This window comes from Pseudomonas sp. P5_109, assembly GCF_034009455.1.
Taxonomy (GTDB): domain Bacteria; phylum Pseudomonadota; class Gammaproteobacteria; order Pseudomonadales; family Pseudomonadaceae; genus Aquipseudomonas.
This window is the reverse complement of the sequence record NZ_CP125380.1, coordinates 2,758,999-2,781,477: the sequence shown is the minus strand read 5'-3', so window position 1 is coordinate 2,781,477 and position 22,479 is coordinate 2,758,999. Positions and strand designations below refer to the sequence as shown.

18 protein-coding genes and 1 pseudogene are annotated in these 22,479 nt (G+C 57.5%); 6 read left to right on the top strand and 13 right to left on the bottom strand.

What is annotated here, in order from left to right; all coding sequences use genetic code 11:
• Window positions 1–920: 920 nt before the first annotated feature.
• Window positions 921–3,188, bottom strand: a complete 2,268-nt coding sequence (gene katG, locus QMK54_RS12665; RefSeq protein WP_320402622.1) for a catalase/peroxidase HPI — start codon at window positions 3,186–3,188, stop codon at window positions 921–923.
• 307 nt (window positions 3,189–3,495) lie between these two features.
• Between katG and QMK54_RS12660 the strand changes: the two genes are divergently transcribed.
• The gene (locus QMK54_RS12660) at window positions 3,496–3,654 is read left to right on the top strand and encodes a hypothetical protein (RefSeq protein ID WP_181432106.1); all 159 of its coding nucleotides are present in this window, start codon (window positions 3,496–3,498) and stop codon (window positions 3,652–3,654) included.
• A 46-nt stretch (window positions 3,655–3,700) separates the two neighbouring features.
• Here the strand turns inward: QMK54_RS12660 and QMK54_RS12655 are convergent, their stop codons facing one another.
• The 3 genes from QMK54_RS12655 to QMK54_RS12645 form a co-directional block, all read right to left on the bottom strand.
• Entirely contained in the window at window positions 3,701–5,032 is a 1,332-nt protein-coding gene (locus tag QMK54_RS12655) for an IS4 family transposase (RefSeq protein ID WP_320402621.1), read from the bottom strand.
• Between the two features lie 112 nt (window positions 5,033–5,144).
• A complete protein-coding gene (locus tag QMK54_RS12650) occupies window positions 5,145–5,342 on the bottom strand; it encodes a YbdD/YjiX family protein (protein ID WP_046042517.1) in 198 nt (65 codons plus the stop codon).
• Between the two features lie 14 nt (window positions 5,343–5,356).
• Window positions 5,357–7,414 carry a carbon starvation CstA family protein gene (locus QMK54_RS12645; protein ID WP_320402620.1) on the bottom strand — a complete coding sequence of 686 codons (2,058 nt, stop codon included), beginning with the start codon at window positions 7,412–7,414 and terminating at the stop codon, window positions 5,357–5,359.
• Window positions 7,415–7,761: 347 nt separating this feature from the next.
• On the opposite strand from QMK54_RS12645, the gene QMK54_RS12640 reads away from it, so the two are divergent.
• The 3 genes from QMK54_RS12640 (at window position 7,762) to QMK54_RS12630 (ending at window position 10,401) form a co-directional block, all read left to right on the top strand.
• Window positions 7,762–9,126, top strand: a complete 1,365-nt coding sequence (locus QMK54_RS12640) for a cache domain-containing protein (protein ID WP_320402619.1) — start codon at window positions 7,762–7,764, stop codon at window positions 9,124–9,126.
• Between the two features lie 34 nt (window positions 9,127–9,160).
• The gene (locus tag QMK54_RS12635) at window positions 9,161–9,793 is read left to right on the top strand and encodes a response regulator (protein WP_110661730.1); all 633 of its coding nucleotides are present in this window, start codon (window positions 9,161–9,163) and stop codon (window positions 9,791–9,793) included.
• Window positions 9,794–10,038: 245 nt separating this feature from the next.
• On the top strand, window positions 10,039–10,401 hold the full coding sequence (locus QMK54_RS12630) for a hypothetical protein (protein ID WP_320402618.1): 363 nt from the start codon (window positions 10,039–10,041) through the stop codon (window positions 10,399–10,401).
• Between the two features lie 57 nt (window positions 10,402–10,458).
• Here QMK54_RS12630 and QMK54_RS12625 read toward each other — a convergent pair whose 3' ends face one another.
• On the bottom strand, window positions 10,459–11,790 hold the full coding sequence (locus QMK54_RS12625; protein WP_223588473.1) for an IS4 family transposase: 1,332 nt from the start codon (window positions 11,788–11,790) through the stop codon (window positions 10,459–10,461).
• Window positions 11,791–11,949: 159 nt separating this feature from the next.
• Window positions 11,950–12,165 carry a TOBE domain-containing protein gene (locus tag QMK54_RS12620; protein WP_056724180.1) on the bottom strand — a complete coding sequence of 72 codons (216 nt, stop codon included), beginning with the start codon at window positions 12,163–12,165 and terminating at the stop codon, window positions 11,950–11,952.
• A gap of 263 nt (window positions 12,166–12,428) precedes the next feature.
• Here QMK54_RS12620 and QMK54_RS12615 point away from each other — a divergent pair, with 263 nt between their 5' ends.
• Together QMK54_RS12615 and QMK54_RS12610 are read left to right on the top strand one after the other, a co-directional pair.
• Window positions 12,429–12,590, top strand: a complete 162-nt coding sequence (locus tag QMK54_RS12615) for a hypothetical protein (protein ID WP_223595953.1) — start codon at window positions 12,429–12,431, stop codon at window positions 12,588–12,590.
• Window positions 12,591–12,643: 53 nt separating this feature from the next.
• Complete coding sequence (locus tag QMK54_RS12610; RefSeq protein ID WP_160386044.1) at window positions 12,644–13,234, top strand: helix-turn-helix domain-containing protein; 591 nt, start codon at window positions 12,644–12,646, stop codon at window positions 13,232–13,234.
• Window positions 13,235–13,378: 144 nt separating this feature from the next.
• On the opposite strand, the gene QMK54_RS12605 is transcribed toward QMK54_RS12610, so the two are convergent.
• From QMK54_RS12605 to tssI, 7 genes and pseudogenes are all read right to left on the bottom strand, one after another.
• On the bottom strand, window positions 13,379–13,888 hold the full coding sequence (locus QMK54_RS12605) for a hypothetical protein (protein ID WP_082562944.1): 510 nt from the start codon (window positions 13,886–13,888) through the stop codon (window positions 13,379–13,381).
• 290 nt (window positions 13,889–14,178) lie between these two features.
• A pseudogene (locus tag QMK54_RS12600) lies at window positions 14,179–14,616 on the bottom strand (type IV secretion protein Rhs); the annotation flags it as partial.
• 67 nt (window positions 14,617–14,683) lie between these two features.
• Window positions 14,684–15,277, bottom strand: a complete 594-nt coding sequence (locus tag QMK54_RS12595; protein ID WP_146241981.1) for an SMI1/KNR4 family protein — start codon at window positions 15,275–15,277, stop codon at window positions 14,684–14,686.
• Window positions 15,274–19,509: an RHS repeat-associated core domain-containing protein gene (locus QMK54_RS12590; RefSeq protein WP_320402617.1), complete on the bottom strand. Its 4,236-nt coding sequence runs from the start codon at window positions 19,507–19,509 to the stop codon at window positions 15,274–15,276. Before QMK54_RS12590 ends, QMK54_RS12595 begins: the two co-directional genes overlap by 4 nt.
• A 3-nt stretch (window positions 19,510–19,512) precedes the next feature.
• Window positions 19,513–19,980 carry a DUF1795 domain-containing protein gene (locus QMK54_RS12585; protein ID WP_320402616.1) on the bottom strand — a complete coding sequence of 156 codons (468 nt, stop codon included), beginning with the start codon at window positions 19,978–19,980 and terminating at the stop codon, window positions 19,513–19,515.
• Window positions 19,981–20,019: 39 nt separating this feature from the next.
• On the bottom strand, window positions 20,020–20,604 hold the full coding sequence (locus QMK54_RS12580; protein ID WP_320402615.1) for a hypothetical protein: 585 nt from the start codon (window positions 20,602–20,604) through the stop codon (window positions 20,020–20,022).
• Window positions 20,605–20,615: 11 nt separating this feature from the next.
• Complete coding sequence (gene tssI / locus QMK54_RS12575; protein ID WP_320402614.1) at window positions 20,616–22,466, bottom strand: type VI secretion system tip protein TssI/VgrG; 1,851 nt, start codon at window positions 22,464–22,466, stop codon at window positions 20,616–20,618.
• Window positions 22,467–22,479: the final 13 nt, after the last annotated feature.

The following is a 22,479-nucleotide window of genomic DNA, read 5'->3' as shown; positions in this document are numbered from 1 at the left end:
CGAGGCCTGTAAATTTCTAGCGCTTTAGACTGACGCTACTAAACGCAGCTGCATAAAATCATTATCGAGACTCAGGTTATCGCACTCGCGACATAAACCGACGAAATCGAATGAATGCCGCGACCGGGTAATATCTAAAAAACAGAATATTTACAAGCGTCAGATTATATATCAAATACATTATGCCGGATGACAAAATCGCGTATAAAAACTCGCTCCTCCCGAAAAAACTCATTTTCTTTTTAGCAATTAGATTAGTGCAATCAAGATAATTAATATAAATCACAAAAAAAGAAAGCAAAACCAACAAAAACGGCAACATCAAAAAAACGCGTAGTGGTGCGTCTTCAAAATTAGACGCTGTAAATTTCGATTTACTTATAATTAAATACGAGTAGCCCAGCGCAAAAAACGGTGCAAGCAAACAAATATAGTTGGCGACAACCTTGGAAACCAGAGGAAAATTAGACGAGCCAAAACCCACACTCCCGAAAAAATATCTATCAATATCACTATCAAGAGCAGAGTAAAATGACGTATTCGCGTACGCTGGAACAAGAATTGAAAAAAAGAAAATTGGCAACAACGTAAATGCAAGAAAAAAATAGGGCACTTTCGCTTTTACAAACTTTATCCCTGATTGCACCTTTAACACTCCATATATTTGAAAAGCTTCACACCACCCTGCATGGCAGGGCAATTTCTGAAAAACATATTGATTCAAGATAACTAGTCGCGCAATGCACTTAAGGACGCAGTCGAGGATGAAATCCTGGAGAGCAATCCGCTCTCTGGGTGGGCCTTCAGCTAAGAACCCTGGAAGCATGCGGAACACATCTACCGGGTAATCTGGTCACTGGATGCCCTCCGCTGATGCAGAAGCCGGAGGGCAAGTCATTCCAGCTTTACGCCAACCTCCCCTATTTCAGATCGAATCGATCCAGGTTCATCACTTTGGTCCACGCAGCGACGAAGTCCTTGACGAACTGCTGCTGCGCATCGGCGGTGGCATAGAATTCGGCCACCGCACGCAGCTGCGCATTGGAGCCGAAGACCAGGTCAACCCGGGTGCCCGTCCACTTCACCGCACCGGTCTTGCGATCACGTCCTTCAAACTCCTGTTGGGCGTCCGACACCGGCTTCCACTCCACGCCCATATCCAGCAGGTTGGTGAAGAAGTCGTTGGTCAGTGCCTCCGGCCGTTGGGTGAACACACCGTGTTTGCTCTGGCCGACATTGGCGTTCAACACCCGCAGCCCGCCCAGCAATACGGCCATTTCCGGCGCGCTGAGCGTCAACAGTTGTGCCTTGTCGATCAGCAGTTTTTCGGCGGGCACACGGTACTGTTGCTTCAGGTAGTTGCGGAAACCGTCGGCAATCGGCTCAAGGAAACCGAAGGATTCGACATCGGTCTGTTCCTGACTGGCGTCCGTGCGTCCCGGGCTGAATGGCACCGTTACGCTGTGGCCGGCGTTTTTCGCTGCCTGTTCGACCCCCGCGCCACCGGCGAGCACGATCAGGTCGGCCAGGGAGATTTTCTTGCCACCGGATTGCGTGCCATTGAACTCCTTCTGGATGCCTTCGAGTTTGCCCAGCACATTGGCCAGTTGCTCCGGCTGGTTGGCCTGCCAGGACTTCTGCGGCGCCAGGCGCAGACGCCCGCCGTTGGCGCCGCCGCGTTTGTCGGAACCACGGAAGGTGGAAGCCGCCGCCCACGCCGTCGATACCAGTTGCCCAATCGACAGGCCGGAAGCCAGTACCTTGCTTTTCAGGGCCGCCACATCGCTGTCGTTTACCAGCGGATGATCGACGTCAGGGATCGGGTCTTGCCACAGCAGTTCTTCGGCCGGCATTTCCGGGCCAAGGTAGCGCGAGAGCGGGCCCATGTCACGGTGAAGGAGTTTGTACCAGGCGCGCGCGAAGGCATCGGCCAGCTGATCGGGATTGGCCAGGAAGCGCCGGGAAATCGGCTCGTAGATCGGATCGAAACGCAGGGCCAGGTCCGAGGTGAGCATGGTTGGATCGCGACGCTTGGACGGATCAAAGGCATCCGGAATGGTCCCGGCACCGGCGCCGTTCTTCGGCTTCCACTGATGGGCGCCAGCGGGGCTCTTGGTCAGTTCCCAGTCGAAACCGAAGAGGTTTTCCAGGTAGTTGTTGCTCCATTTGGTCGGCGTGGTGGTCCAGGTCACCTCCAGGCCGCTGGTGATGGTGTCGGCGCCCTTGCCGGTGCCGAATGTGCTCTTCCAGCCCAGGCCTTGCAGTTCCAGGCCAGCGGCCTCGGGTTCCGCCCCGACGTTGTCGGCAGGCCCGGCGCCGTGGGTCTTGCCGAAGGCGTGGCCACCGGCGATCAGCGCCACGGTTTCCTCATCGTTCATCGCCATGCGGCCGAAGGTTTCGCGGATGTCCAAGGCCGATGCGACCGGGTCGGGCTGACCCTCCGGGCCTTCCGGATTCACATAGATCAGGCCCATCTGCACGGCGGCGAGGGGGTTTTCCAGATTGCGCCCATTTTCGGTACGACTATCTTCGTTACGACCCGGCTCGGCCACGAGCGGGACATCGCCGGGTGCCTGTGCGGGCTTGCTGTCGTCTTTGCCATAGCGACTATCGCCACCCAGCCATTTTTTTTCAGAACCCCAGTACACGTCTTCGTCCGGTTCCCAGACATCCGGACGGCCGCCGGAAAAACCAAAGGTCTTGAAGCCCATGGACTCAAGGGCGACGTTGCCAGTGAGGACGATCAGGTCGGCCCAGGAGATTTTGTTGCCGTACTTTTGCTTGATCGGCCAGAGCAGCCGGCGGGCCTTGTCGAGGCTGACGTTGTCCGGCCAGCTGTTGAGCGGGGCAAAGCGTTGCTGGCCGGAACCGGCGCCGCCCCGGCCGTCACCGGTGCGATAGGTACCGGCGGCGTGCCAGGACATGCGAATAAAGAAGGGGCCATAGTGACCAAAGTCCGCCGGCCACCAGTCCTGGGAATCGGTCATCAGCGCGGTCAGGTCTTTTTTCAGCGCCTGGAAGTCCAGGCTTTTGAAGGCTTCGGCGTAGTTGAAGGCGCCCCCCAACGGGTCAGACTTGGGCGAGTGTTGACTCAAGATCTTCAGGTTCAGTTGGTTCGGCCACCAGTCGCGGTTCGTCGTGCCACCGCCAGCGGCGTGATTGAACGGGCATTTCGATTCAGTTGACATGGCATCTCCTCTTTATTTTGTTTTAGCTAACCACCCTTGAGCGTGGATCCGGATCACCGATTGATGAAATAGCTTTTCGGTATGGGATCCATAGCCTTAAGGCTATGACAGCCCCGCGATCAGTCGCTCCAGAACATCCATTAAAGTACCGGTCGGGGAAACTGTCGCTTCATCCGGGGAGATAGCTGATAAACAGCGCAAATCAGAAACGAGAGGCAAGATCATCAACACCTGCCACAATGGATTAATACTATTGCTACAGGGACGTCGGCGATCGGCAGGATCGTTTTGCGCGAGAGGTTTCGCCATGTACGTCAAAGCCATTGTCATCTGGGTAGTGCTGGCGATCATCGTCGTCGCCGTGCTCTGTCGCCTGGTACATAACGCCAAGGTCGCCGACCGGGCGCTCAAGATCGCCAAGCCGGACAGTCAGCCCCCCGGACGCAAGGGTGACAAGGCTCCATGACCTGCGGACAGACCAATAAAAAACCGGCCTTTGGGGCTAATGCCAGTCAGTTAAGCTGACTGGCATTTTTATTTCTGATCGGATACTTCGGTGATTTGAGCCGGATGGCGCGAGGATAAATACGCTCCTCTCGCCGATGAGGCAGGACATAGTGCGGGGCTGAGGCATGAAGCTCGGCCAGGTACTTGGGGATGTTCCCGGAACGGTCGGCCGAGACACTATTGATAAACCCTAAAATCGCCCAGGTACACGCGCTAAAGCTCATTTCACACGGGTAAATACCTGGACAGTGACGACTCATTTCCACCATCTGATAGCGCAACAAGTTGTAGCCCAGCAACACACCCCACAGTTCCTGCTCGATCATCTCGGGTGTCTTGCTACGCAGCGTATAGCTGCTGTTGAGCAGCGTCTGTTTCATCTCCCGAAAGCCCAATTCGATCTCCCATCGCTGGCTGTACAGGTCGACTATTTCGTCAGACGGGAAGCGCAGCGGGTCGGTCATCGACGTCAGGATCTGACACACCTTGCCCTTGACGGTTTTGCTCAGGAGTCGCGCAGTCAGGCGCTCGGGCAGCCCCGGCCATTGTTTGCGGGCCTGCGGCGAAGTGCTTAACAAGACAACCGCATCCTGACGGCCCAAACGCTGAACCACTTCGTACTGCGTGCCTTTTTTCAGTGGCATCAGCCAATGCCGTTCGGTGCCTGCTTGCTGCCATTGGTGCAGCAATCCCAAGGAGTAGAAACCGCGATCGAACAGGGTCAACGAGTGATCGGGCGTGGTGTCGATCAGTTGTTCGGCCAGCTTCATTTCGTTGCTGCGATAGCCATCAAACGCGCTGCCGATCAGCATGTGGCTGGTCAATTCCATTTGGCAGACCATGCGCACCTGAGGAAAGCCAGTGTCGCCATGCTGATTGCTGGCCGAGTCGTAGCGCGCCCGATTTTCCGGGGTATCCGGTGTTCGCCAGACCACACCGTCGACGCCCAGCAAACGCAAGCCTGCCCAAGTTGGGTGATCCACAGCCTCATGCCAACTTTTCTGAGTCAGATGGAAGACCTGTCGGACAGCCTCGCAGCCCAACCGCTGACGGGCTTGAACCACAGCGCTGGGTGCCACCAACGGACGCTGGCCCGGCAGCATGATGTTCATGCGGCTGACCACATCCCATGCCGACATGCGTCGAAAGAACGCCATGGAAATCACGCACCAGAGCATCATTTCCAGCGGCAAACGCCGCTTGCGCAGGGTCGCCACACCGGCCTGTTCAAGGGCCCGCTCGACCAAAGAAGGATCGAGTAAAGAATCCAGTCCCTCGATTGAATTGGGAGTGGAGGCGATGTTGTGGGTCAGTTCCAGTGCCCGAGCGAGACGCATAAAAAAATCCGATGCCAGTACAGGCATCGGATTTTGATTTCTTGCGGCCAAAGGTCAAGCGAGAAGGCTTAACTGATCGGCATTAGCCTTTGGGGCCGGTTTTTTTACTCGCTCAACAGCACTTCGGTCCGGCCTTACTGCCGTAACGGGCCTCCTGGCGCTCGCGGAAGAACGCCTCGTAGTCCATCACCGGTTTGTCCGGGTGCTTGTTCTGCATATGCTCGACGTAGTTGTCGTAGTCGGGCATGCCGACCATCAGGCGCGCAGCCTGACCAAGGTATTTACCCAGGCGACTCAAGTCATTGAACATGCTGCCCTCCTCGCTTACGCATTCGGCACAGCCTGGAATGGCGCTTCTTTATCCGTACGCTCTTTGCTGCCCCAGGCGGAGATACCGACCTTGAGCGCGAAGAACAGGATGCTGAACACCACGAACAGGAACAGCGCGGTCAGCGTCGCGTTGGTGTAGGCGTTGAAGATCACGTGCTGCATCTGGTCGATGCTCTTGGCCGGGGCCAGCACCTGACCGTTGGCCAGGGCATCGCTGTACTTTTTGGCCAAGGCGAGGAAGCCGATCGCCGGGTTGGCATCGAACAGCTTGATGAAACCGGCGGTGGTGGTGCAGATCAGCAGCCATACGGCTGGCAGCAAGGTCACCCACACATAACGCTGGCGCTTCATCTTGATCAGCACCACGGTGCCGAGCATCAGCGCGATACCGGCCAGCATCTGGTTGGAGATGCCGAACAGCGGCCACAAGGTGTTGATGCCGCCCAGTGGGTCGATCACGCCCTGGTACAGCAGATAACCCCACATCGCCACGCAACCGGCAGTAGCGATCAGGTTGGCGGTCCAGGATTCCGTGCGGCGCAGGGCCGGTACGAACGAGCCGAGCAAGTCCTGGAGCATGAAGCGACCGGCACGGGTACCGGCATCCACGGCAGTCAGGATGAACAGCGCTTCGAACAGGATCGCGAAGTGGTACCAGAACGCCATGGTGTTCTCGCCCGGCAACACGTGGTGCAGGATCTGCGCGATCCCCACCGCCAGGGTCGGCGCACCACCGGCACGGGCCAGGATGGTGGTTTCACCGATGTCATGGGCGACCGCTTGCAGGGCTTCCGGCGTGATGGCAAAGCCCCAGCTGCTGACGGTTTGTGCAACGGTCACCGCATCGGCACCAACCACGGCAGCCGGGCTGTTCATGGCGAAGTACACGCCCGGATCGATCACCGAGGCTGCAACCATGGCCATGATCGCCACGAAGGATTCCATCAACATGCCGCCATAACCGATGTAACGGGCATGCCCTTCACTGGCGAGCAGCTTCGGCGTGGTGCCGGAGGCGATCAGCGCATGGAAACCGGAGACCGCGCCACAGGCGATGGTAATGAACAGGAACGGGAACAGACCGCCCTTCCATACCGGGCCGGTGCCGTCGATGAACTGGGTCAGGGCCGGCATTCTCAGCTCGGGCATGGTCACCAGGATGCCGATGGCCAGGGCAACGATGGTGCCGATCTTCAGGAAGGTGGAGAGGTAGTCACGGGGTGCCAGGATCAGCCACACCGGCAACACCGCCGCGACAAAACCGTAGCCAATCAGCATCCAGGTGATCTGCAGACCGGTAAAGGTAAAGGCCTTGGCCCACACCGGGTCCGCGGCAATCTGCCCGCCGAGCCAGATCGAACCCAGCAGCAACAGCACGCCGACCACCGAGATCTCACCGATGCGGCCCGGGCGGATGTAGCGCATGTACACGCCCATGAACATCGCGATCGGGACGGTCGCCATCACCGTGAACATGCCCCACGGGCTCTCCGCCAGGGCCTTGACCACGATCAGCGCCAACACCGCGAGGATGATGATCATGATCAGGAAGCAACCGAACAGCGCGATGGTGCCGGGGATGCGGCCCATTTCCTCGCGAACCATGTCGCCCAGGGACCGGCCGTTGCGGCGGGTGGACATGAACAGGACCATGAAGTCCTGCACTGCACCGGCCAGCACCACGCCGGCGATCAGCCACAGCGTGCCGGGCAGGTAGCCCATCTGCGCCGCCAGCACCGGGCCGACCAGCGGACCCGCGCCGGCAATGGCCGCGAAGTGGTGACCGAAGAGTACGTGTTTGTTGGTCGGCACATAGTCCAGACCATCGTTGTTGAGCACAGCCGGCGTGGCCCGATTGGGATCGAGCTGCATCACTTTATTGGCGATGAACAGGCTGTAGTAGCGGTAGGCAACAAGGTAGATGGCGACGGCTGCGACTACGATCCACAGGGCGTTGATCGCTTCGCCGCGGCGCAGGGCCACGACACTCAGCGCAATCGCTCCCAGGACAGCCACGGCAAACCAGGCGAGGTGTTTAGCCAGACGGGGCATAGCGTGTCTCCTGCCGACAGCCAGTGACTGCGGCGGTAATTTTTATAATTGTGTCCGCGATGCGGAGCTGGCCCAATATCCACGCATGCCGTCCACAAATAAATCCGCGTTACTACGTACGTGGCGTCTACGTAGTACTACGTAGACGCCACTATCCCCTGTGGGAGCGGGCTTGCTCGCGAAGGCGGCGGATCAGTCAATATTGATGTCAGCTGACCCAGCGCTTTCGCGAGCAAGCCCGCTCCCACATTGGTTTTGCATTTCACCCCGGCCAATGGTCATTCGGTCCTACAAGGCTTTGCCTCTTTGGCATATGATCCCGAGCCTTCGCGCGGGCAGGAATCAACATGCAGCTCAAACACAAGATCGTCGCCCTCGGGATTCTGCCGCTGGTGCTGGCCATTGCCGTCATTTGCGCGCTGGTGATTTCCCTCAACCGCCAATTGGGCGATCAACAGGCGCAACTGATCGAAGACAGCATTCTGGCGAGCAAGCGCGCGGAGCTGAAAAACTACGTGGAAATGGCCCAGAGCCTGATCGCCCCCCTGTACGACGACGGCCACGGCGATGCCCGCGCCCAGCAACAGGTGCTGGAAGAACTGCGCAAGCTCAGCTTCGGCATCAACGGCTACTTCTTCGTCTACGACCACGAAGGCCGCAGCCTGATGCACGCGCGGCAGTCGGAGCTGGTGGGCCAATACCTCTGGGACATGAAAGACCCCCACGGCCTGCCGGTGATTCAGGCGCTGCTGCAAAGCGCGCAATCGGGAGAAGGCTTCCAGCGCTACGCCTGGAACAAGCCCTCCTCCGGCCAGGTGACCGACAAGCTCGCCTACGTGGTGATGCTCGATCGCTGGGGCTGGATGCTCGGCACCGGCATCTACCTCGAAGACGTCGAGCGCGCCACCCAGCAGGCCCGCGCCGAAGTGGCCATGGGCATCCGCAAGACCATGATGGCGATTGCCGTGGTCGCCCTCGTCGCGGTGCTGTTCGTATTCGCCACCGGCATGACCCTCAACGTCAGCGAACATCGCCTGGCGGACAAGAAACTGCAGCGCCTGACCCAGCGCATCGTCAGCCTGCAGGAGGAAGAACGATCACGGGTATCCCGCGAACTGCACGACGGCATCAGCCAGGTGCTGGTCTCGATCAAGTTCCAGTTCGAACTGGCCAGCCATCTGCTGGAACGCGGACAAGCCGACGACAAGGGTTTGAACGCCCTCAGAGACGCCACCGAGCGCCTCGGCGATGCCATCGGTGAAGTCCGCAGCCTCTCCCACGACCTGCGTTCCTCCTTGCTCGACACCCTCGGCCTGCCGGCGGCCATCGGCCAACTGGCCGCCGAATTCGAGCAGCGCAGCGGGCTGACCGTGACCTATGACGAAAATGAATTCGACTGCCTGCTGGTCGACGGCGCGGCGGTTTCGCTGTTCCGCATCGTCCAGGAAGGCCTGACCAACATCGAACGCCACGCGCAGGCGAAAAACGTGTCCATTACACTGCGCGGCTGCGACGAGTCCGTGCGGCTGACCCTGGTCGATGACGGCATCGGTTTCAACGTCGCCCAGGTCGAACGTCGTCAAGCCGGCATTGGCTTGCGTAACATCCGCGAACGCGTCGAACATTTTGGCGGGCGCTTCGATTTGATCTCGATGCCGGGCAGAAGTGAGCTGGACGTGCTGCTGCCGATGAAACCTGGCGCAAAACGCTGAGCCGGCCCAAAAACTACAAGAGTGAATAGCTGCGATGAACCTGCCCTCCCCGATCCGCGTCGCCCTGGTCGACGATCACTCCCTGGTCCGCGACGGCATCAAGGCGCTGCTGGCCGTGATGTCGCCCCTGGAAATGGTCGGCGAAGCGGAAAACGGCGCCGAGGCCATCGAAATGGTCGGACGCTGCCAGCCCGACCTGCTGCTGGTCGACATCAGCCTGCCAGACATGAACGGCCTGGAACTGACCCGCGTGCTGCGCAGCCAGTACCCGTCGCTCAAGGTGCTGGTGCTGAGCATGTACGACAATTACGAGTACGTCAGTGAATCAGTGCGCTCCGGCGCCAGCGGCTACGTGCTGAAGAACGCCCCGTCGCGGGAAATCATCGCCGCCATCGAAGCCATCACCAGCGGCGGAACCTTCTACAGCGCCGAAATCGCCCAGCGCCTGATCGCCGACAAGAACACCGACAACGAACTGACCCCGAGGGAAAGCCAGGTCTTGTCGAAGATGGCGCAAGGCTTGAACAACAAGGAAATGGCCCGGGAACTGGACATCAGCGTGCGCACGGTGGAGACACACCGCCTGAGCATCCGGCGCAAACTCAACATCGACAAACCGGCCGCGCTGGTCAAATACGCCCTCGATCACGGCCTCATCTCCCGCTGACACCTCGAAACCTGTGTTCACTGCAAAAACCTGTGGGAGCGGGCTTACTCGCGAAGGCGTTGTGTCAGTCGACAACATTGCTGGCAATGCCGACGCCTTCGCGAGCAAGCCCGCTCCCACAATGGTCAGCAAATCATCCATTGACTGCATCGATAGTCACCATTGACTCAATGAAGTTCTCTTAAAAAATCCACGGCGTAACATCTGCTCCATACCAACCCATAAGTACCCCGGAGCACACGATCATGAAACGCCAGACCCTCCTCAGCATCGCTTTCTCGGTTTTCGCAGTTAGCGCTTTTGCCGCTACCTCTGCTCAACCTGTGGTCGCTGAAGGCGGCTCGGATCGTCTGATTGAAAGCCGTGTGGCCGAGGGTGGTTCCGACCGCCTGATCGAAAACCGCGTCGCTGCGGATGGCTCCGACAAGCTGATGCAGAACCGTGTTGCCGAAGGTGGCTCTGACAAACTGCTGCAGAACCGCGTCGCTGAAGGTGGTTCTGACAAACTGCTGCAGAATCGCGTCGCTGAAGGCGGTTCCGACAAACTGCTGCAGAACCGCGTCGCTGAAGGTGGTTCTGACAAGCTGCTGCAGAATCGCGTCGCATAAACAAACCGCGTCGCCACAACGCCCAACAAAAACCCGGCCTGATCAGCCTAATGCCAGTCAGTTAAGCTGACTGGCATTTTTATTTTTGATCGGATACTTCGGGGATTTGAGCCTGATGGCCCGGGGGTAAATGCGCTCCGCCCGTCGATGAGGCAGTACATACTGCGGGGCTGAGGCATGCAGCTCGGCCAGGTACTTGGGGATGTTCCCGGAGCGGTCGGCCGAGACGCTGTTGATAAACCCGAGGATCGCCCAGGTGCAGGCGGTAAAACTCATTTCACATGGGTAAATGCCGGGGCAGTGGCGACTCATTTCCACCATTTGATAGCGCAACAAGTTGTAGCCCAACAACACTCCCCATAATTCCTGCTCGATCATCTCGGGCGTTTTGCTGCGCAACGTATAGCTGCTGTTGAGCAGCGTCTGTTTCATTTCCCGAAAGCCTAATTCGATCTCCCATCGCTGACTGTACAGATCAACGATTTCGTCGGGCGGGAAGCGCAGCGGGTCGGCCATTGAGGTCAGGATCTGACATACCTTGCCTTTGACGGTTTTGCTCAGGAGTCGCGCGGTCAGACGCTCCGGCAGCCCCGGCCATTGCTTGCGAGCCTGCGGCGAAGTGCTTAACGAAACCACCGCATCCTGGCGACCCAGACGCTGAACCACTTCGTACTGCGCACCTTTGCGCAATGGCATCAGCCAATGGCGCTCGGAGCCGGCCTGCTGCCACTGGTGCAGCAAACCCAAGGAATAAAAGCCGCGATCGAACAGCGTCAACGAGTGATCGGGCGTGGTTTCGATCAGTTGTTCTGCCAGCTTCATTTCGTTGCTGCGGTAGCCGTCAAACGCACTGCCGATCAACAAGTGGCTGGTCAACTCCATTTGGCAGACCATGCGCACCTGAGGGAAACCAGTGTCGCCATGCTGGTTACTGGCCGAGTCGTAACGCGCACGGTTTTCGGGGGTATCGGGTGTTCGCCAGACGACACCGTCGACGCCCAGTAAGCGCAAACCGGCCCAAGTTGGATGAGCGGCCGCTTCATGCCAACTTTTCTGAGTCAGATCGAAGACCTGTCGTACAGCTTCGCTGCCTAATCGCTGACGGGCCTGGACTACGGCGCTGGGCGCTACCAGCGGACGCTGTCCCGGCAGCATGATGTTCATGCGGCTGACCACATCCCAGGCCGACATACGTCGAAAGAACGACATGGAGATCACGCACCAAAGCATCATTTCCAGCGGCAAACGCCGCTTGCGCAGGGTCGCTACACCGGCCTGCTCAAGTGCCTGTTCGACCAAAGAAGGGTCGAGTAAGGAATCCAATCCATCGATGGCGTTGGGAGTGGAGGCGATGTTGTGGGTCAGTTCCAGTGCCCGAGCGAGACGCATAAAAAAATCCGATGCCAGTACAGGCATCGGATTTTGATTTCTTGCGGCCAAAGGTCAAGCGAGAAGGCTTAACTGATCGGCATTAGCCTGATCAGCCGGGTTTTTTCATGACTTTTTTAAACCCGCAGATCACCCGTCAACTATCAATGATTCAGGCTTTTAAAGCTTGGCGATGGAGACTTCCGTCGACTTGACGAAGGCAATCACCTCGCTGCCCACCTTCAACTCCAGGCTGCGCACCGAACGCGTGGTAATCACGGAAGTGACGATCCCGGAGGCCGTTTGCACGTCGATTTCGGAGACCACTTCGCCTTCGAATATTTCCTTGATGACGCCCTTGAACTGGTTACGGACGTTGATCGCTTTGATGGTCATGATAAGGCTTCCTGTCTGGCGTCGAGACCATCCGCATGGATGGGCAGGCCCTCAAGATGCACCGCATCAGCCAACACCAAAAGGAATATATAATTACATGTTTAGACCATTTGGAAATATAAAGGGCATTCATAAGCGCCTGAAAATCGCCCACCAATAAGAACCAAAAAGAATTAATAAATGAAAATTAAGTATTTATCGTTATAAAAATAGAAGCGTACTCTCCAGTCATCCCGTCATTCATCACCACAGTGAAGTGCCCCATGAATCCGACTGACAACCTCATCGATTTCGCCAGCTACCGCAAACGCAAACAAGCTCAGCAACGGGCACGGGCCATGTGGGAGATGTACGCACGTAACGCCGGATTACAGGCATTGCAGTGGATTCAGGCGTCTCGGTCTACCGAGACACGTCAGGCGTGAACGCGCACGAACCCTCGCGCTTTTTGATAAGCGCGGACGAGCCTGTGCTGGACCTGAACAATCCGGATGCCCCGGAAGAGGACCCGATCTGCGAGCGGGTCGGACAAAACCTGCTGCGTCTGCGCAGCAAGCGCCATCTGTCCCTTGATGCCCTGGCCCGACAGTGCGGCGTGAGCCGCGCCATGCTGGCGCAAATCGAATCGGGGCGCAGTGTGCCGTCCATCAAGGTGCTGTGCAAAATCGCCAAAGGCTTGAAGGTATCGGTGGCGGCGTTTCTGGAGCATCGGGCCTTCGAAGGTGTGGCCCTGTTGTCGGCGAGCCAGAGCAAACGCCTGGTCAGTGCCAACGGCGCTTTTGTCAGCCGCGCCCTGTTCCCCTTTGACGTGGCGCGCCAATCGGAATTCTACGAGCTGCGCCTGAGCGCGTTGGGAGAGGACCAGTCGCAGGGCCATGGCCCAGGTGTCCAGGAAAACCTGGTGGTGGCGCAGGGTGTCCTGGAAATCAGCGTCAACGATGAACGCTACCTGCTATCCACGGGGGACTCGATCCTGTTTTACGCCGACCAGCCCCACCGCTATCGCAACCCCGCCGACAGTGAGGCCGTGGCCTATCTTGTAGTGACCTACCCCGAACGCCTGGACTAAAACCCCCTTCTTGTAGGAGCGAGCTTGCTCGCGATGGACGTCAACGATAACGCGGGTTTTCTGGAAAAACGCGCCAGCCTTGCGTCCATCGCGAGCCAGCTCGCTCCTACAGGTACAGGTACAGGTGCAGGTGCAGTGCGGCGATCAGCAAGTGCAGCACATCAGCGGCATGCCGTTGCAGCTCATCATCATCGGCATGCTGCAGTCGTTCATCATTTTCATCATCAGGGCACAGCAGTTTTTCATCATGTCCATGTTCATGCCGGCCATCGGCATGATTTTGCACATCATGCAGTCCGCCATGAGCGTGCATTCCATAACACACTTCATCGACGGCATCGGCATGCCCATCACTGGCATCGACATCATCATGTTCATCATCGGCATGGCCATGCTCGCCGGGGACATGCACATCATGCTCATGTTGCCGCAGTGCATCATCATCGGCATGCCGCAGTTCATCATCAACTGCATCATTTCAGCGCTGTTCCTGAACATGGCCATGTCCATGCCAGCGGCCGGCATCATCTTGCACATCATGCCGTCGTCCATCATGTCGCAGGACATGGTCGCCATCATCATCGGCATGCCCATCATCGACATCATCGGCATGTTGGCGTTCATCGGCATTTGCATCTGCATGGCATTCATCATGGTGTTGTTCCCTGAAGGACTGGATAGTTGGACGAAGCTGATGGAGGCGGATTCTAGGGAATCGGCCGGGCGCGACAAGCTGGCGATCAAACAGCCAAAGTCGATGTCGCGGCAGGCTTAACGAGGCAGGCAGGAGGATTGTTTCTGTTGTGACGAACGATTCGATTCGATCACGGACAAGGTGAAAAACATGACGTGGATTATTCGGTTATGGATATGCAGATTGCATCTATTTAAATAACGGAAAGAAATAAACGGTCTAACCGGTATAGCAATCTTTCTCTGCAGGTTGAGTTGAAATTCAGCCGGTCCGCGGCGGCGTCGTAGCGGAATTCTTCGCTTTCAATCAACTGGACGGTGTCGCGGCTGTGCAACTGGCCGTTGGCTTCGTATTCGTACTTGATCTCGCCACGCAGTTTGTCGAGGGTGCGGGTGAGTTCGCCGGCCGGGTCGTACTGGTGGCGGCGATGGATCGGGTTGTAGGCGTGCTCGACCAGCAGGTCGGGCTGGATACCGGGGTTGTGGATTCTCGAGAGTTTTTCCGCCGGCAGGCGCGAGGCGAACTGCCAGCTCTTGCGGCCCATGGCGTCGTAGCCGAAGCAGCTGGTGAGGGTGCCTTGGGTGCGCAGGACTTCGCGGTGCAGGTCGTCGCGCTCGATGTCGCTGATCAGCTGGCCGTCGAGGTTGAGTTGGTGCAGGTGGCCGCTGCCGTAGTACAGGTGATTGAGGTGTTGGGCTGATGCCAAGGGTATTTTCTAGAAGATCATCAGCACAAACCCTAGATCAGCGCCCCAACTAGTTATCGAACCGAATCAGATGTCGATATCTAGCTAATACACTCTCGTATTTGGCAGCTTTTACCTCTTTCAGAACTACCTCATTTTCTTTTTCGAGTTTTTTTTTCAGATCTTTCACCGAATCGCTCAACCCTAACCCTTTCTTGATTTCCAGAATTTCTTGCAAAGTGGCTTTAGCTTTACCTATTGCCAAAATACTTATGGAGTCCGGCAATTGGTTGCCATCTTCAAGGACATACGCTACCAATTCTTCAACTGAGAAAAATATTTCCGCACCGTCTAAAAATGGATCACCAGAGCCTATGAGATAAAATTTATCTTCGGCAGATCTATCGATCAGAACAAGCCTGCCACCAGAGTCATCACCCACCAAAAGCTGCCCTGGAAAGTCCTTGTCTATATCATATGTTTTATTGCGCTCAACTATTTCCTCCGTCGAATAAATCAGCACTTGATCATCAAGCAAAGCTCCATTATAGAGAGCCCAAAACCTGGCAACCCATACATCCTCATCGACCCCCAACAAGCAGACCGCTTCATTAATCATCGCTGCCGACGCAGGCGGATTTACTTCTGTATAACTTAGAGTCATTGAAACGCCCCTAATGAGTCAAAATATTTATACGACCTACTGGCAGCCTTTTTCGCAGCGCCAGGATCAACGCCAGCGTCAATTAATTCTTTGTAGGCGACACCAAACTCTTCCTTAATCGTTCCACCAAACCCAGAAATTCGCCGTCTAGTTCGCTGAAGCGATGAGACAATCGCATGAGGTTCTCCCGAAGAGCTTTTTAGAAGAATAGCAGGCGCCTCGTTTCTCTTATACCCTGTGACATTTCTTTTCGCCCACTCATCTTGGATAAAATGGTGTGACTGAACTAGTTTATCTTCCGAAATATTTTTGTGGCCCGATGCCCTATTAACACCTGGAGACAGGTTACCGTGGGCATCAACATCACCAGCTTTGTAGCCGCCGGGACGATTGCAACTCCACCCCCACGGATCGCTCCAACCTATGGAATTAGGAGCGTATTGATACAGGTTTGCCCCGCCAATCAACCCAATCGGATCCTGCGTAACAAACCGCCCCACCTCCGGATCGTAATACCGAAACGTGTTGTAGTGCAGCCCCGTCTCATCGTCAAAATACTGCCCCTGAAACCGCAGATTCTGCTCGACATCATTGACCGCCAGCCTTTCAACAGCCCCCCAAGCCTTGTACGTCGCCTGCCAGACAATCTGCCCTTCACGGTCAGTCATCTCCAACGGAGTACCAATCTGATCGGTATGGAAGTAATAGAGCTGCTGCTCTTCCCCCTCTGCCTGATCCACCCGCGCCAACGGCGCATAACTCCCCGGCTCATACAGGTACAAACTACTCTGCCCCGGTCGCTCCTCACGCAGCATCCGCAAGCCTTGCCACAAAAAGTGCTTCTGCTCGATCTTGCCGTTGACCTCTGAAACCTTGGCAACCCGTCGCCCCAAACTGTCATACCGATACGCACCGGTACTTTCCAGCTTGCCGTTAACCAACGTCTCAGCCCGCACCAACCGATTTTCACAGTCATAACCAAACGTCTGCAGCGTGCCCATGCCGCTGCGTTTTTCAATCAGGTTGCCCCACGCATCGTAGGCATATTCCTGATCCCGCCAGCGTTTGAGGCGGTTGTCTTTGACGTGATCAAACTGGCTGGTGTTGAAGTTCAGCCGGTTCGCCGCGGCGTCGTAGCGGAATTCTTCGCTGTCGAGCAACTGGCCGGTGTCGCGGCTGTGCAGTTGGCCGTTGGCTTCGTATTCGTACTTGATCTCGCCGCGCAGTTTGTCGAGGGTGCGGGTCAACTCGCCGGCCGGGTCGTACTGGTGACGGCGATGGATTGGGTTGTAGGCGTGCTCGACCAGCAGGTCGGGCTGGATGCCGGGGTTGTGGATTCTCGAGAGTTTTTCCGCCGGCAGGCGCGAGGCGAACTGCCAGCTCTTGCGGCCCAGGGCGTCGTAGCCGAAGCAGCTGGTGAGCGTGCCCTGGGTGCGCAGGACTTCACGGTGCAGGTCGTCGCGCTCGATGTCGCTGATCAGTTGGCCGTCGAGATTGAGTTGGTGCAGGTGGCCGCTGCCGTAGTACAGGTGATTGAGGTGCTGGCCGGTGGGCAACGTCAGGGTGGTGAGGTTGCTCAGTGGGTCGTATTCGTAGGACAAGGCGCCTTGCGCCGTGGTCTCCTGGACCAATCGGCCGAGCAGGTCGTAGGCGAATTCCAGCGTTTCTTCGCTGACACCCAGTTGCTTGCCCTGCCCGGTCGGCAGACGCTGGATCGACAGCAGGCGATCAGCGTCGTCGTACACATAATCCTGACGCGCATCGGCATTGAGTTTGGCCAGCAGTCGGCCAATGCTGTCGCGCTCGAACTCGGTGCGGCGTTGTGGCCGCTCGCCGCGTTCGCCGTAGCCGGTTTCGTCGACCTGGGTCAGATGCCCGCCGAGGTTGTAGCTGAAGCGTCGGGTCAGGTTGTCGATGCGTTTTTCTTCGATCAACCGGTCGGACGCATCGTAGGCGAACTGGTACGCCGCGTTGTTTTCGTTGATCAGCGCAGTCAGGCGAATCGCCGGGTCGTATTCGTAGCGGATGCGCTGGCCCTTGGCGTCCTGGCGGCTGCTCGGCAGGCCGCGAGCGGTGCGCAACAGCCGGGTGGTCTGGCCTTTGCCGTCGGTATGGCTGAGCACCTGGCCGAGGGCGTTGTAGGTGAACGACTCGGCGCTGCCGTCCGGGTGATTGATGCGCAGCACTTCGCCGTCAGGCTTGCGCTCCAGCGTGGTGGTCTGACCCAGCGCGTCAGTGACGGCGACCAGATGCTGGCGCTCGTCGAAACGGTACGTGGTGTTTTTACCCGAGCAATCCTGGAAGCGTTCGACCTGGGCCTGGGTGTTCCACCACAGGTATTTGGACTTGTGGGTCGCATCGATGATGGTGTGTGGAAGGCCGTCGTCGCTGTTGAGGTATTCGGTTTTATTGCCCAGGGCGTCGACTTCGGCGATCAAGTTGCCCTTGGCGTCGTAGCGGGCCTGCCAGGTGCTGCCGTCGAGGAAGGTCGTTTCGGTGACCAGGGTAGTGCCGAGGTGGTACTTGTATTTGATCTTGCGGCCCAGTGGGTCGGTTTCTTCAAGCAAACGCGAAAAGTCGTCGTACTTGAACCCCAAGCGGTTGCCATCCGGCAGCTTGAGACCGGTCATGTTGCCGGCTTCGTCGAGGTCGATAGCGTACTGCTCGCCGCCGAAGTCGCGACTGGCAATCACGCGGCGATCGTCGTTGTAGTGGATCTGCAGCTCACGGCCCAGTGCGTCAGTGGCCCACGAGGTGCGCTGCTTGAAGTCGTAGCGGTAGTGAAAGTGTTCGCCATCGCTGGTCCAGTGCTCGACCACACGCAACTGGTCATCAATGGTTTCCCAACGGTAATGACAGCTCAGGCCCAGGGCGTTGCTGTGGCTGGCCATCACCCCATCGGCGTAGCTGAAGCGGCGCATCGAATCGCTGTTGCGATTGATCACCTCGATGAGTTGGCCGTTGTCGTCATAGCGGTACTGCACCAGGGTTTCAACCGCCAGGTTGTCGACGACGCGCTTGACGTCGGTCAGGCGCCCCAGCGGGTTGTCATAGTGCAGGTGCACCCGAACCCCGCCAGTGGCGCTGATGTCGGTCAACCGGCCTTCTGCCGTGCGGGTGAAATGCAGGTAATGCCCAAGGGCATTTTCCAGGCGTTGCAGCGGGACATCGCTGTTGTCGTCCGGCACCTCGCCGAAGTAGAAGAACAGGTTGTCGAGGGTTTGCAGCAGGTAGTGGCCGCCTTCGGTGCGGACCAGGTGGAGCTGCTCATAGGGGTTATAGATGCGATCGCCTGGCTCCACATCCACAAAGGGCACGCTGCGCCCCTGGTTATCCGTGAGGTAGACGAAGCTGCCGCTTCTGCGCAGGTTTTGCTCCCAAGGCAAGACCCAGCCTCTGCCGAGCACGCTGTCGACGGTCAGATCGCTGGCATAGAAGCGCGACCATTCAATCGGCATGAGCCCCGGCAGCGCAAAGTCGGTTTCTCCCGACTCGAGCAACAGCTTGCGCCCGCTGGTAAGGTCGACGGGATTGCCGCTCAAACCGCCGATTGCGCGCTCAACGGCCGGACCGATGACAAAGCGACCGGCCAGGTAGCTGGCGGCCACGGTCGCGCCAAATCTCAATGCGCAAGGTCCGGCCGCCTTCAGACCTTGCACCATGCCCAGCCTGAAGATCGGACCTATTGCGCGGCCCATCGAGGCGACGATCATCAGCACGTCGACGGTGACCCGCAGCCAGCCGGGAATTTCTTCGTCGACATCGAGATAGCGCTCAGTTCCGCCGCCAATGAACACATTGTTCGAGCCGCTGGAGATCTTCGCGCCGCAGGTGAGTTTGTCACCCTTGCGCGATGCCGCCACATTGTTGATGAAAACATTGGAAGAGCCTTCGGCAACCATGACCGGCGCTGGGTGTTTATCGCAAATACCCATGCTCAATTTTGCGTGGGCGGCATTACGGCTGTTGATGAACACATCCGTCGAGCAGCCTTCGAGCTTGATCCCCCCGGCGGGCGAACTCATTGCCGACCCTATGCTTTCGCCAATCATGGGGACGAAACTGGCAGCCAGCCCTACGGCAATCCCCAGCAGAATTCCGCCGAGCCCCGCCGTGCAGATCGTGAATGCGGCAGCCGTCGCAATCGCAAGCCCGATCACCGCGCCGGCGAGAAAGCCGCCGAGCGCACTGGTGTGTTCAATTTCATCGCCCCAACGCGCAGCTTCGAACATGGGTTACTCCTGTTCGGCGCTGTCGGTGGACACCGTATCGGCCTGGCGCGGTTTGAAACTTGCCAGCAGATCCAGCCAACTCTGGTTTTGTTTGACACTGAAATCAGCCTGGCTGGTCGTGGAAAACACCAGGATGCGACCGGGTTCGATTTCGAACGCTGCCTGTCGTTGGTAAACCGGTCGACCATCATTCATGTAGTAGGCATCCACCTGGATGCCGGGGAACGGCTGCTCCCCGGACAGCGCTGCCGGCTTCTTGCTGAGCAAGGTATAGCCGCGCAGTTTGGCGGCAATGAGTTTTACCTGGCGCTCGATGTAAGCCTTCAGATCCTCTGCCGGCAGCATGTTGTCGCGCGACAGTGTGATGTTCAGCGGCGCAGGAATACTGGTGCCGAGCACAAACATGTTCACCGTGCGGTCCTGAAAACCTTCCGGCAACGTGATGGATCCTTCCTGAAGCTGATAGTCCATTGGGCGTGCGTTCCGTAAATACGTAAAAGGGGAAAATGCTTAGTCAGCGCTGATGTTTTCGAGCATCGTCTCGAACTCGATCAACCAATCGGCAAGCTCTGCATGTGCGGGATTGATCATCGTCGACATGCTCAACCATTGGCGCTCGTTACCATTGCCGGGCTGGATGACTGCGCTGGTCGCTCTGCCGTGGCGACGCTCCTGTCCCGCCGTGAATATATAATCCAGGGTAATCGCCGGACTGCCTGCCAGCAGGCAATCGCTCTGGCGCACAATGGTGACGTCGGGGTGGTTCTTGCGCAGGTTCTCCACATACAACTGCAGCGAGCGTTGCAGCGTCAGCCCTTCGGGTGCAGGACGACGCTTGGCACTGAACGTGACGGGATGCCCATGTTTTTCGAGCGTTGTATCGATGTCGCGGAAGTTGAAGCCTTGCGGCATTACCAGATTCAGTCCCGCGACTTTCAATTCATTGCGCGTCAATTGAAGCGGTAGCACCGCTACCGGCTCGGGCTCGATGACAGCGAGCGAAGCCTCGGCAGCCTCCTGTAACTGCTGTCGCGCAAGTGCCTCGGCCGCAAGCCGCTTCTCGGAAATACGATCGTAGATACTGGTCCTGACCATGGTCTGATTTCTCATTTGTTGATATCGACACGGTCACCGTGGACGTAGGTGTTCTTGCCAAGAATATCGATGGCGTCGCCCTTTATTTCGATACCTTCAGGCGTCAGCTTGATACTGCTGCCGCCCACCTGAAGAATGATGTGCTGCTTGGCACTGACCTGAATGAACTGGTTGTCGACCTGAATCGTCAGCGAGCCTTCCTGGACATTCATCACCGTGTCTTTCTTGATGGTTTCGGTGTGCGTGCCACCCACCGTGATCGTGCGGTTGCTGCCGACATTGTGGGTCTCGTCGACCTCGATCTCGGTGTCCATGTTGCGCTCGGCATGCATGATGATCTGCTCGGCGCCGGACTTGTCTTCGAAGCGGAAGAAGTTCGCCGTGCCGCCGTCACCCTTCATCGACCGGGTCAGGAACCCGCTCTGGGTCTTGTTCGCCGGCAGCGACCACGGCGGGGTGTTCTGGCTGTTGTAGAGGCTGCCCATGACCAGTGGGCGGTCTGGATCGCCATCAAGAAAAGCCACGACCACTTCATCGCCAACGCGAGGGATCAAGACACTACCGAAACCGCCACTGGCACCGGACTGGGCGACACGGACCCAGCAGGAACTCTTGTCGTTGAACTCACCGTAACGGTCCCAGTGGAACTGCACTTTTATCCGGCCGAGTTCGTCGGTGTAGATCTCCTCGCCGGGCGGGCCGACGACGATGGCGGTTTGAGGGCCGGAAATCGTTGGCGTTAGAGTGTCGAGCTGCGGTCGGAACTTGATTTTCTTGCGTACACAAAAGAAGTTGTTTGCATAACCCGCCTGCCCGCCCGAAAGATAATTATTGCTGCCCCGGTGCTGAATGCTCATCAACAAAAACTGGCGATCTTCGACTGAGCCACTGTCGTGTTCATAGTGCTGTGTGAGTTCGAACGTGTAGCCGGGGCGCATCGCCCGGCAATTGCTAGCACCGGAAAACTCCTTGCCTTTAAGCTCCAGTGCCTCGATACGATTGCGCACCAGCACTTCGCCGTCGTCGTAGTTCCCATGGGTGTACTGCCCCATGAAATCGTAAATCTCGTAAGCCGGTACATCACCCTGCTGATTTAGGCTGTTCATGGCCACTGGAAGACGGTTTTGAGGCTGACGGTAGTCGAAAGTCTGAACCGCGATCTTGCTCGACTGCAACTCCCGCTCTGCACTCCAATGGGTGATGGAATCCGCTGATTCAGTAATGGACGCCGTATGAAAACGCACTTGCGGCTGCTCTGGCAGCGCAGGCAACTGGGTTGAGTCATCCATGATGATCAACGTATGACTGTCAGCGGTGTGCTCGAAGTAAAAGAACAGTCCTTCGTGCTCCAGCAGGCGCGTCACGAAATGGCGATCACTTTCCCGATACTGAGTGATGTAACTATGGGGTTTGAGCGTGCGGTTGATGCGAAACTCGAACTTGGCCAGCCCTTCATAACGACTGAATACTTTGGTAATCACTTGTTCGACCGTTTGGTCCTGGAAAATCTGCGAGTCGAACCGCTGCTCTAGCAAACTGAGCCAGGAGCCGATCAGCGCCGAATAACGACACATCCCACCGTCGCTGCCATTACTGCCGAAACGCAATACATGCCCGTTGATGTAGCGACTTGCGCCCGTAGACAGTTCGATCTCGATCGTCGCCAACTGCCCCATGGCGGTTTTGAGTTTTACACTGGCATCATCGGACAACAGGTCCAACTGGAAGCCGAACTCCATCGACAAGCCTTCATGCCCGACGAAGGACTCAAGCAGCAGTTCCTGGCCACTTTTGAGCGGCATGTTCAGTTTGAACAGGCGCCGGTTCTGCGCGGTGAACAGGGATGAAAGATCCATTGTCATGTGCAACTCCTGG